Origin of the sequence: Nocardia sp. NPDC057353 (genome assembly GCF_042667085.1) — a bacterium.
Classification (GTDB): Bacteria; Actinomycetota; Actinomycetes; order Mycobacteriales; family Mycobacteriaceae; genus Nocardia.
In genome coordinates this window covers 26,992-37,598 of record NZ_JBHVAK010000061.1, presented here as the reverse complement: position 1 = coordinate 37,598, position 10,607 = coordinate 26,992, and the positions used below count along the sequence as shown (strand labels likewise).

At 72.0% G+C, this 10,607-nt stretch carries 12 protein-coding genes; 3 read left to right on the top strand and 9 right to left on the bottom strand.

From position 1 onward, the window contains the following. Positions 1 to 85: 85 nt before the first annotated feature. On the bottom strand, positions 86 to 1,600 hold the full coding sequence (locus ACFUUZ_RS26000) for an amino acid permease (RefSeq protein ID WP_378700573.1): 1,515 nt from the start codon (positions 1,598 to 1,600) through the stop codon (positions 86 to 88). A 206-nt stretch (positions 1,601 to 1,806) separates the two neighbouring features. Between ACFUUZ_RS26000 and ACFUUZ_RS25995 the strand changes: the two genes are divergently transcribed. Continuing rightward, positions 1,807 to 2,472 carry a TetR/AcrR family transcriptional regulator gene (locus tag ACFUUZ_RS25995; RefSeq protein ID WP_378700571.1) on the top strand — a complete coding sequence of 222 codons (666 nt, stop codon included), beginning with the start codon at positions 1,807 to 1,809 and terminating at the stop codon, positions 2,470 to 2,472. A gap of 18 nt (positions 2,473 to 2,490) precedes the next feature. Here ACFUUZ_RS25995 and dapA read toward each other — a convergent pair whose 3' ends face one another. Next, positions 2,491 to 3,390 (bottom strand): 4-hydroxy-tetrahydrodipicolinate synthase, encoded by a 900-nt coding sequence (dapA, locus tag ACFUUZ_RS25990; RefSeq protein ID WP_378700569.1) that lies wholly within the window; start codon positions 3,388 to 3,390, stop codon positions 2,491 to 2,493. Positions 3,391 to 3,460: 70 nt separating this feature from the next. Between dapA and ACFUUZ_RS25985 the strand changes: the two genes are divergently transcribed. Then, positions 3,461 to 4,351, top strand: a complete 891-nt coding sequence (locus ACFUUZ_RS25985; protein WP_378700567.1) for a LysR family transcriptional regulator — start codon at positions 3,461 to 3,463, stop codon at positions 4,349 to 4,351. Positions 4,352 to 4,377: 26 nt separating this feature from the next. On the opposite strand, the gene ACFUUZ_RS25980 is transcribed toward ACFUUZ_RS25985, so the two are convergent. The 7 genes from ACFUUZ_RS25980 to ACFUUZ_RS25950 all read right to left on the bottom strand — a co-directional run bounded on the left by ACFUUZ_RS25980 (position 4,378) and on the right by ACFUUZ_RS25950 (position 9,828). Further along, positions 4,378 to 5,688 (bottom strand): TerD family protein, encoded by a 1,311-nt coding sequence (locus ACFUUZ_RS25980; protein WP_378700578.1) that lies wholly within the window; start codon positions 5,686 to 5,688, stop codon positions 4,378 to 4,380. 44 nt (positions 5,689 to 5,732) lie between these two features. Continuing rightward, complete coding sequence (locus ACFUUZ_RS25975) at positions 5,733 to 6,278, bottom strand: hypothetical protein (RefSeq protein WP_378700565.1); 546 nt, start codon at positions 6,276 to 6,278, stop codon at positions 5,733 to 5,735. After that, positions 6,278 to 7,081, bottom strand: coding sequence for a family 1 encapsulin nanocompartment shell protein (locus ACFUUZ_RS25970; RefSeq protein WP_378700563.1), 804 nt, complete (start codon positions 7,079 to 7,081; stop codon positions 6,278 to 6,280). Before ACFUUZ_RS25970 ends, ACFUUZ_RS25975 begins: the two co-directional genes overlap by 1 nt. Continuing rightward, positions 7,078 to 8,100: a Dyp-type peroxidase gene (locus ACFUUZ_RS25965; RefSeq protein WP_378700561.1), complete on the bottom strand. Its 1,023-nt coding sequence runs from the start codon at positions 8,098 to 8,100 to the stop codon at positions 7,078 to 7,080. The genes ACFUUZ_RS25970 and ACFUUZ_RS25965 overlap by 4 nt, the downstream gene beginning before the upstream one ends. A gap of 27 nt (positions 8,101 to 8,127) precedes the next feature. Further along, positions 8,128 to 8,457: a cupin domain-containing protein gene (locus ACFUUZ_RS25960; protein WP_378700559.1), complete on the bottom strand. Its 330-nt coding sequence runs from the start codon at positions 8,455 to 8,457 to the stop codon at positions 8,128 to 8,130. A 70-nt stretch (positions 8,458 to 8,527) separates the two neighbouring features. Then, positions 8,528 to 9,025, bottom strand: a complete 498-nt coding sequence (locus ACFUUZ_RS25955) for a dihydrofolate reductase (RefSeq protein WP_378700557.1) — start codon at positions 9,023 to 9,025, stop codon at positions 8,528 to 8,530. Further along, complete coding sequence (locus tag ACFUUZ_RS25950) at positions 9,022 to 9,828, bottom strand: thymidylate synthase (protein ID WP_378700555.1); 807 nt, start codon at positions 9,826 to 9,828, stop codon at positions 9,022 to 9,024. The genes ACFUUZ_RS25955 and ACFUUZ_RS25950 overlap by 4 nt, the downstream gene beginning before the upstream one ends. Before the next feature lie 24 nt (positions 9,829 to 9,852). Between ACFUUZ_RS25950 and cobF the strand changes: the two genes are divergently transcribed. Then, positions 9,853 to 10,607 (top strand): precorrin-6A synthase (deacetylating) (cobF, locus tag ACFUUZ_RS25945; RefSeq protein WP_378700553.1); only part of this gene is annotated, 755 nt, incomplete at its 3' end.

Genomic DNA, 10,607 nt, shown 5'->3' with positions numbered 1-10,607 from the left:
CGAGCGTCGCGGATGGAAGGTGGACCGGGGCCGGGCCGGTGGTCGCCGGATGGTTCGGCGCGCACCGGCGCGGCACCCGTGCGGATTACGGGACGAGGGCGGGGGCGGGCTTGTTCGCCACGGTGCGGTAGATGGCGAAGCCGACGCCGACGGCGAGCAGCACGAAGAGCGGTGCGGCCCAGAGCATCCACCAGGGCCCGCCCTCCGGCGTGTACACCTCGGGCCGCGGCCAGGCCAGGTTCACGGTCATGGCGATGCCCCAGGCGACGGCGAGCAGGTTGACCGGAATCCCGAAGCGGCCGAGCCCGAACAGCCCGGGCTCGCTCTGCCAGCCGCGGAACCGGCGCACCAGCAGCGGCGTGGTCACCAGCAGGTAGGCCAGGTAGAGCGTGGCGATGCCGACGCTGGCCAGGGTGGCGAAGATGGCCGAGTTGCCCAGGTTCAGCACCAGCAGCCCGATGCCGACGGCGCCGATCACGATGGCTGGCAGCACCGGCGTGCCGTACCGCGGGTGCACCGCGGCCAGGGCGCGAGCGAAGGGCAGCCTGCCGTCCCGCGCCATGGAGAACAGCAGCCGGGACCCGGCGGTCTGCACGGCCAGCGTGCACACCATGATCGCCACCGCGACGCAGCCGAGCAGCACCGTGCCCGCCGGGCTGTCCAGCTTGGCGGTCAGCACGTAGGCCAGCCCGCCCTCGGCGAGCGCGCCGTCGTCCAGGCTCGGCGCCGCCATCAGCGCGCCGACCAGGATGAGCCCGCCGCCGAGCGCGGAGGCGGTGAGCGCGGTGAGGATGGTGCGCGGCGCCACCCGGCGCGGGTTCTTGGTCTCCTCGGAGAGCTCACCGGCCGAGTCGAAGCCGACCATCACGTACGCCGCCATCAGCCCGGAGATCAGGAAGGCCATCCAGTACGGCCCCTCGACCGCCTGCGAGGTGTCGAAGACGACGTCCGGCCCGCGCTCCGCGCTGGTGAAGAAGAGCCCGATGATGGCGAGCACGCCGACGATCTCGATGGTCACGCCGATCGAGTTGATCCGCGCCATCAGGTCGATGCCGATCACGTTGATCGCGGTCGTCACCACCAGCAGCGCGCTGCCGAGCAGCACCGCGTTCATGGCGCCGTCGCGCGAGGTCAGCGCGGTGTCGGTGCCGATGATCTGGAAGCCGCTCCAGATGCTCGGCAGCACCACCTGCAGCGCGATCGCCGCGGCCGCCGCGGTGACGATCTGCGCGATGATCATCAGCCAGCCCGCGAACCAGCCCACCGCCTCGCCCGCCAGCCGCCGCGACCACTGGTAGATACAGCCCGAGATCGGGTAGCGGGCGGCCAGCTCGGCGAAGTTCAGCGCCACCAGGAACTGGCCCGCGAAGACCAGCGGCCAGGTCCAGAAGAAGGCGGCGCCGCCGAACGAGTAGCCGAAGGCGAAGAACTGGAAGATCGTCGTGAGGATGGAGACGAACGAGAAGCCCGCCGCGAACGAGGCGTACCGGCCCAGCTTGCGGTGCAGCACCGGTTCGTAGCCGAACGTCGCGAGGTCGGCGCCGTCGCGGGTGTCGGACGGCGGATTCCCGGGGGCGGTTGGTTCCAGGGTGGTGGCCATGAGCGGTTCCTTCGGGACGGGCCGAAATATCTATCGGGTGACAGTTTTGACCCGCCGATCGCGTTCCCGGTGACCGCTGTGTATCGCTCCGGTCAAGCGCCGTAACGTCTGCGTTGCGTGGGTTTCTGTCGGATGACAGGAATCTCTCCGCGCAGGTCAGCCCGGTGCGAGGTGGGCCGGTACCGGCGCAGTGCCAGAATGGGCCCGTGACGAACCTCGGACCAGGGCGCCCGCGGCTCGAACAGCGGCGCAGGCACGGACAGACGCCGCGGGCCGAAATCCTGGACGCCGCGGGCGAGCTCTTCACCACCAAGGGCTACGCCAACACCTCGACCCGCGCGGTCGCCGACGCGGTCGGCATCCGGCAGGCCTCGCTCTACCACCACTTCGCCGCCAAGGACGACATCCTGGACGCGCTGCTCGCCGAGACCGTCGCCGGGCCACTGGAATTCGCCGAGCGGCTGGCCGGTACCCCGGCGCCCGCCGCCGTGCGGCTCTACGCGCTCGCGCTCTTCGACGTCAGGCAGCTGTGTGCCGCGCGCTGGAACCTCGGGGCGCTCTACCTGCTCCCCGAGCTGCGCACCGAGCGGTTCGCCGCCTTCCGGCTGCGCCGGGACGAGCTGCGGGGGCACTACGAGGAGCTGGCCCGGCTCGTCCTCGCCGACCTCGGGTCCCGCGGGGTGCCCGGTGCGGAGGTGCTGCCGTTCCGGTTGGTGGAGACGGTGATCAATATCCGGTCGGACGAAGGGGTGGCGCCGGAGTACGCCGAACGGACCATTCCGGAGGCGGTGCTGCGGGTGCTCGGGGCGGCGGGGGTGGAGCGTGCCGAGGCCGTCGCGCTGCTCGAAGCGCCCGCTGTGCCGCGGGGGTAGCGCCGCCCCCGGCTTCACTCACCGCTGCGGCAGCAGTCCGAGGGCGAGCTGCTCGGCGCAGGCGAGGGCGGCGGCGGTCGCTTCCGTGCTCGCGGGCAGCAGGGGGAGGCGGACGTGCGGGCTCGGGATGCGGCCATGGGCAGCGAGGACCGCCTTGATGACGGTCGGGTTGGGTTCGGCGAAGAGGGTGCGGGTGAACGGGACGAGGCGGCGGCCGAGCTGCCTGGCGTGTTCGACCGAGCCGTCCCGCCAGGCGGCGATGAGCTCGGCGTACGGGCGGGCGGCGATATTCGCGCAGGCCAGGATGGCGCCGCTCGCGCCGAGGGCGAGCAGCGGGGCTGTGAAGAGGTCGTCGCCCGCCAGCACCGAGACGTCGGCGGGGAGGTCGGCGAGGAAGGAGATGGTGGTCTCGTCGATGCCGCCCGCCGAGTGTTTGAAGCCGGCGACGTTCGGGATGCGGGCGATCCGGCCGAGCGTCTTCGCGCCGAGCGTGCGGCCGGTGCGGTACGGAATGTGGTAGACGATCAGCGGCACCGGGCTCGCAGCCGCGAGCGCCCGGAAATGTTCGATGACACCGTCTTCGGACGGCCTGGTGTAGTACGGGACCACCGTGAGCGCGGCACTGATGCGCCGATCGAGCACCGCGACCTGTTCGATCGAGGAGGCGGTGCTGTTCGTCCCCGCGCCCGCGATGAGCGGCGCGCCGGATCGGGCGCAGGCGTTCGCGCAGATCTCGATGACGGTGTCGCGCTCCTCCGCGGTGAGCGCGGCGGCCTCGGCGGTGGTACCGAGCGCGACCAGCCCCGCGGCGCCGTCGGCCAGCGCGGAGTGCGCGAGCTCCTCCAGTGCTGTGGTCGCGAGTTCACCGGTGGCGGTGAACGGGGTGATCAGCGGGACGTACAAGCCGGTCAACAGCATGCTCCGACCTTCGCCCGGATCGTCCTTCAGGTCCAGTTCCGATTTGCGACGCCGAGATTAAGCTGGACTTATGCTCGATGTCCGCAAGCTGCGGCTGCTCCGCGAACTGGCGTATCGCGGCACCATCGCCGCCGTCGCCGAGGCGCTGAACTACACGCCGTCGGCGGTGTCGCAGCAGCTCACCGCGTTGGAGCGGGAGACGGGGGCGGTGCTGCTGGAGCGCACCGGGCGCCGGGTCACGCTGACCCCGGCCGCCCGCGGACTGGTCGCGCACACCGAGGAACTGCTGGCGGTACTGCAGCACGCCGCCGCCGAATTGGCGACAGCCGCCGCCGAACTCACCGGCACCCTGCGGATCGGGGTCTTCCCCTCCGCCGTTCCCGCCATTCTCACGCCCGCCATCGTAGCGCTGAGCAGCGAATATCCCGGTCTCGACCTCATGGTCACCGAGCTGGACCCGGCCTCGGTGCCGGACGCGTTGCGCGGGGAGCGGCTCGATATCGCGCTGGTGCAGGAGTACGACTACGTGCCCGTCGCCACCGACCCCGGGCTCGAGACCGAGCCGCTGCTCCGGGAAACCGTGCATCTCGCAGCCCGTTCCACGGAGTCGCCTGTCGAGCAGCTCACAGCCTGGCGCGATTCCGCCTGGATCGCCGGGACACCGGGCACCCTCTGCCATGCCCTCACCCTGCGGGCGTGCGAGGCGGCTGGGTTCACCCCGCGCATCCGGCACCACGCCGACGACTTCGGCGCGGTACTCGCCCTGGTCGCCGCTGGGCAGGGCGTCGCCTTCGTCCCCGACCTCGGCACCGTCGGCGCCCCGGACACCGTCCAGCTCACCCCGCTGCCCATCCGGCGCCGAACCCACCTGGCCTATCGCCGCGGCACGGGCGGGCATCCCGCCGTCACCGCCGCCCGCAGCGCACTGCGGGCGGCGGCGCGCCGCCCCACCGAGGTCTGAATCGACAATCTCCGCACCCGGTGCAGCTACTCCTTGGCGGGCGCGCTCACCCAGGCCAGCCCCCACCCGTACGCCTCGTCCACCGCCATGTTCAGGAAGAACGGCGGGCGGGTCGGCGGGGGGATGAAGCGGCCCTCGCGGCGCAGCACCAGGTCGCCCGCGACGTTCTCCAGCATGGCCAGCGCGACCTTGCGCGAATTGTCGGTGCAGCCCGCGACGCTGAGTTCGATGGGGGCGCCGTGCACCGGGTACAGCGTGGCGGTGGCGGTGACGCCGCGGAAGTCGTCGGCGCCCTCGTACACCGAGGCGAAGACCAGGATGCGGCGGAAATCGCGGATGTGGTCGAGGTCGATGAGCAGGTTCTCGCCGTCCGGGCGGCCGGTGCGGTCGTCGGTGTCGAGTTTCAGGAACGGGGGGCCGGAGAGGCTGCCGAACTCGCCGAGCGCGTGCACGATCCCCTTGCTGCCGTCGTTCAGCTCCCACAGGCAGCAGAGGTCGAGGTCGAGGGGGCGGTCCGGGGCACCGCGCCCCGCGATGCCGCGGATCGCCTGGACCGACCAGCTCAGGTTGATCCTGAGCAGCCCGGAGGTGGCGCCGATGCTGGTCAGCGACAGGGTGGGGAGTTCCTCGGTCACCGCGACCGGCGGGGGTGCGTAGGGAGCGCCCGCGCGCGGGTTCACCATCGTCGGCTGCGGTGTTCCGCCCCACGGGTTCGGGTTGACCATGGTCGGCTGCGGCACCGGATTGGGCCGGGTCGGCGCATTCCGCCCCGGGGCTGAGGAGTTCTGCGGGGGGACCGGGCCCCCGGCGATCGGATACTGCTGCGCCGGTGTGGGGTACGGCGCCGAACTGCCCACCTCGGCCGCGGAGTCCGCCTCGTCCCCGTCCACCGAGACCCCGTGCGCTACGACCAGCCCCTCCAGCCCGGAGGTATATCCCTGCCCAACCGCCCGGAACTTCCACCCGCCCCCGCGCCGGTACAGCTCCCCGACGACCAGCGCGTTCTCCCCGTCACCCCGGCACTCGAAGGCCGCGACCTCGGTCCCGGTGGTGGACTCGAGCACCCGCGCGGTCAGCGCACCGAGCGCGTCGTCCCCGGCGACCGCGACCACCACCGCGTCGACCTCGTCCTCGATCCGGGAGAGATCCGCGACCAGCATGTGCCCGCGCTCGTAGTGCACCGCCCCCGACGGGTGCGCGGGCTGGTTGAAGAAGACGAAATCGGCATCGCTGCGCACCCGGCCCCCGGTCACCAGCAGCGCGGCGACATCCGGCGCCCCCGCCACCTCGACGCGCAGGACCGAGGTCGGCACCGCGACATTGGCGCCCTTCTTCATCGACACTTCAGCCTCCGCGTCTCGCCCCGCACCAGGTATACCGGTCAGCGGGCGGGCGGTGCCAGGCGCCAGTGCCGTTGTAATGCGGTTGCGATCTCCGGCAGCACGGTGATCGGGATCCGCTTCTCCCGCAGCAGCTGCCGCACCTGCAGCACCTGCTCGCGTTTGCGCATCTCGTAGGCGTTGCCGACCGGTCGCACCACCGGCGGAATGGCGAGCAGTACCAACTCGGCGTCGCCGGTGAGGTCCAGCGCCAGCGACCAGCGGGCCCGCTCGTCCAGGGAGAACCGCCCGCCGACCACCCGCTCCCAGTCCAGCGGCTGCGCCGACCAGGGGGTGCGCCGGTCGATAGCCCGCTCGTCGAGCACGACGACATCCCGCCGGAACAGCGCCACCAGCACGGCGATCCCGAGCACGCCGCCCAGCAGCAACCCGGTGAAGACCCGGTTCACCCCGAAGAGCGCGACCACCGCACCGGTGAGCACGACCGTGATCAGCAGCGCGGCCGCCGCGTACAGCGCGATCCTGGACCCGGGGACCACCCCGGCCCGCACCGGGGCCGGGCGGTCCGTCGTCACCGCGTCGTCCATCACGCGGAGGAGAGGCAGACCGCTGCCTCGGAGGTGTAGACCAGGAACTGGATGCTCTGCTGGAAGTACAGCCGCACCGATTCCGCGTCGTGGTCGAGGTAGCCGATCGAGAGGTCCTGGCCGATGCGCAGGTCGAAATCGCCGCCGCGGCAGGTGAGCACGACGGCGCCGTCGATGGCGGGCGCCCAGATGATCTCGCCCTCCGGCAGCAGCCGCTCGATGTGCGTGCGGACCGGGTGGCCGTGGTCCGAGGTCTCCGAGACCTCGGTGAAGAGGTCGGCGCTGAGCAGCACCGAGTACGGCCCGTCCACGCCCGCCAGCCGCAGCGCCGACAGCGCCTGCGCGACCGCCTCCGGCACCAGCCTGGTGTCGGTGGGCAGCGCGATCGGCCGGTTCGACGCGCTCGCCCTGATGCCCTTGATGCCCGCGGCCGGGTAGCCCTCGAAGACCGCGCGGTCCTCGGCGAAGGCGATCCGGCGCGCCGCGTCCTTCACCGCGTCCAGGTCGACATCCTGCGAGCCGCGCTCGACATTGTCGAGCTCCTCGCGGGAGAGCGTGAACGGCACCCGCAGCTCCACCAGCGGCGCCACCACCCGCTGCCGCGCCTCGACGCCCTGGTCCGGCGCGGCGATCGGGGTGGTGCGGCCGAGCCCGACCGCGGAGTAGTCGACCCCGAACGGCCCGGAGACATCGACCACGCGGCGCCCGGCGATGTGCCGCTTGAAGGTCCTGGTGGCCTCCTCCTCGATCTGCGCCCATGCCTCGGGCGTGATCGGCGCCAGCTCGCGGTGCAGGTTGTTCATCGGTTGGTGCTCCTTTTCAGCGTGCCGATTCCCAGCGAGCCGTCGGCCGGGCGGGCGGCTTCGGGTGCGGCGGGCTGCTCCGGCGGGTCGGGCAGGTCGTCGAAGAAGTCGTTCGGCGGCGTGAAGAACAGCGTGCCGGTGACCGCGACGGAGAAGTCCAGGATGCGGTCGTAGGCGGCGTCCTCGGTGCCGGTGAACATGCGCTCCAGCATCCGCTCGGTGACGCTCGGGGTGGCCGCGTAGCCGACGAAGTAGGTGCCGAACTCGCCGCCCTTGACGCTGCCGAAGGGCATGTTGGCGCGCAGGATCTGCCGCTCGGTGCCGTCGGAGTCGATGATCGTGTTCACCGCGACGTGCGAATTCGGCGGCTTGACCTCGTCGGCCAGCTCGAAGTCGTCCAGCTTGGTGCGGCCGATCACCTTTTCCTGCTCCGGCACCGGCAGCGCCCGCCACTTGTCCATCGGGTGCACGTATTTCTGCACGATGACGTAGCTGCCGCCGGTGAAATCCGGGTCCTCGGCGCCGATCAGCGCGGTGCGGCCCGCGTCCGACTGCGGGGTGGCGCCCTCGGGGTTCTCCGTGCCGTCCACGAAGCCGAGCAGGTCGCGCTGCTCGAAGTAGCGGAAGCCGACCGTCTCGTCCACGATCCGCACCGCGTCCCCGAGCCGGTCGCCGATCACCATGGCCAGCTCGAAGCAGGCGTCGTGCACCTCGGCCTTGATGTGGAAGAGCAGGTCGCCCGGGGTGGCCGGTGCGCTGTGCACCGCGCCCGTGAACTCGCGGAACTCGTGCAGCTCGGCCGGGCGCGGCCCGGCGAAGAGCCGGTCCCACGCCGCGGAGCCGATCGAGGCCACGCAGGTCAGCCCTGCCCCGGGCAGCCGGAAGCCGACCGAGCGGCGGAGCCCGGGCAGCTCCGCGAGCAGGTCGCGGACCACCGGCTCGCCCCCCTCGGCGATCGTGGCGACGAGGAAGATGGCGGCCGGTGTGAGCGGTTCGAGAATCGGCTGCGGCTCACCCATGCCCGTCAGCCTAGATCGTCGGCGCGCTCACGACTTCGCGACGGTCAGCAGGAAGGCCACGTCATCCACAGCCTTCACGCTGTGCCGCGCCCTGGGGATAACCAGCAGGTCCCCCGCCGACCCCTTCCACTCCGTCGTGCCGCTGATCAGGATGAGCGTCCCGCTGAGCACCTGCAGCGTCGCCTCCCCGGCATTGTCGTGCTCGGCCAGGCTCTGCCCCGCGGTCAGCGCGACCACGGTCTGCCGCAGTGCGTTGGCGTGCCCGCCGAACAGGGTCTGTGAACTCCGGCCGCTGGTCGCGGTCCCCGCGAGCTTCAGTTGCTGCCGGGCCACCGCGGTGAGCGATTTCTTGTCCATGACAACCTTTCGCGCCGACAGGTGCTGACGTCCTGGAGTATGCCCGACCCCCGGCGGCGATATGCCGGGTTCAGCCGTCCGCGCGGCGATAGCGGCGGATGCGGTAGCCGACGCCGGTGTCGGAGCGCTCCCACGGCACGTCGTCGGCGGACCATTCGGGGCCGAGCTCGGGGGCGAAGCTGTCGCCGTCGACGTCCAGGTCGACCTCGGTGACGGCGAGCTCGGTGGCGGCGCCGAGCGCGGCCCGGTAGATCTCGGCGCCGCCGATCACCCACACCGTCCCGGTGCCCGCCAGGGCCAGCGCGGCCGGGACCGAGCGGGCGGGCTCGGCGCCGTCGGCGCGCCACGCCTGCTGCCTGGTGACGACGATATTGCGGCGGCCGGGCAGTGGGCGGAAGCGGGCGGGCAGCGAGTCCCAGGTGCGGCGGCCCATGACGACCGGGTGGTCCGCGGTGGTCGCCTTGAAGTGCGCGACGTCCTCCGGCACCCGCCATGGGATGCCGTTGTCCCTGCCGATGACCCCGGCCGGGGTCTGCGCCCAGATCAGCCCGACGGTCCGCGCGGTCACACCGCCACCGGCGCCTTGATGGTCGGGTGGTGCCGGTAGCCGAGGATCTCGACATCGGCGTAGTCGTAGTCGAACAGCGACTCCGCCGCGCGCAGCCGCAGCTCCGGGAACGGGTAGGGGTCGCGGCCGAGCTGCTCGGTGACCTGCTCGACGTGGTTGTCGTAGATGTGGCAGTCGCCGCCGGTCCAGACGAACTCGCCGACCCCGAGCCCGGCCTGCTGCGCCACCATGTGCGTGAGCAGGGCGTACGAGGCGATATTGAACGGGACGCCGAGGAACAGGTCAGCGCTGCGCTGGTACAGCTGGCAGGAGAGCTTGCCGTCCGCGGCGTAGAACTGGAACAGCGCGTGGCACGGCGCGAGCGCCATCTTGTCCAGCTCGGCGACGTTCCAGGCGGAGACCACCATGCGCCGGGAGTCCGGGTCTGTGCGCAGGGTCTCCAGCACGCCGGCGATCTGGTCGATGTGGCTGCCGTCGGGGGTGGGCCACGACCGCCACTGCACGCCGTAGACCGGGCCGAGCTCGCCGTCCGGCGCTGCCCACTCGTCCCAGATCTTCACCCCGCGCTCCTGCAGCCAGCGCGCGTTGGAGTCGCCGCGGAGGAACCAGAGCAGTTCGTAGACCACCGACTTGAGGTGCACGCGCTTGGTGGTGACCAGCGGGAACCCGGCGTTCAGGTCGTAGCGCAGCTGGTGCCCGAACACGCTGCGGGTGCCGGTGCCGGTGCGATCGCCCTTGGCGGTTCCGGTGCTCAGGACCAGGCGGAGCAGGTCCTCGTACTGGGTGTCCGGCGCAGTCGTCACACGTCGACTCTAGAGTCTCGGCGCATGCGGACGCTCCACGTGATCGGAATCGGCGCGGGCCACCCGGACCAGGTGACCCTGCAGGCCGTCGCGGCCATCGGGCAGGTCGACACCTTCTTCGTCATCGGCAAGGGCGAGGACAAGCGGGAACTGCTCGCGCTGCGCGCCACCATCCTCGACCGGCACGCCAAGCCGGGGCACCGGGTGGTCGAGGTGCAGGACCCGCCGCGCGACCGCGACCCCGGCGACTACCGCGGCGCGGTCGAGGACTGGCACCGCCGCCGCGCCGCGCTGCTCGCCGCCGAGTTCGCGGCGGTCGACGGCGTGGGCGGCATCCTGGTGTGGGGTGACCCCTCGCTGTACGACAGCACGCTGCGGCTGGTCGAGACCATCCGCGCGGGCCAGGACTTCGAGTACACCGTGATCCCCGGCGTCACCAGCCCGCAGGCGCTGGCCGCCGCGCACCGCACCGTCCTGCACGGCATCGGCGAGCCGGTGCACATCACCACCGGCCGCAGGCTCCGCGCCGAAGGGCTCGGCAACGACCCGACGCTGGTCATGCTGGACGGCGACTGCGCGTGGAGCACGCTCCCGCCGGACGGCGTGCACATCTGGTGGGGCGCCTACCTCGGCATGCCGGACGAAGAGCTGATCGAGGGGCCGCTCATCGACGTCGGGCCGCGGATCGCGGCCCCCCGCGCCGAGCTGCGCCCCGCCCAGGGCGGGGTCATGGACGTCAACCAGCGCCCCCCCGCCCCCCCGGTGCCCCCCTTGGTCAA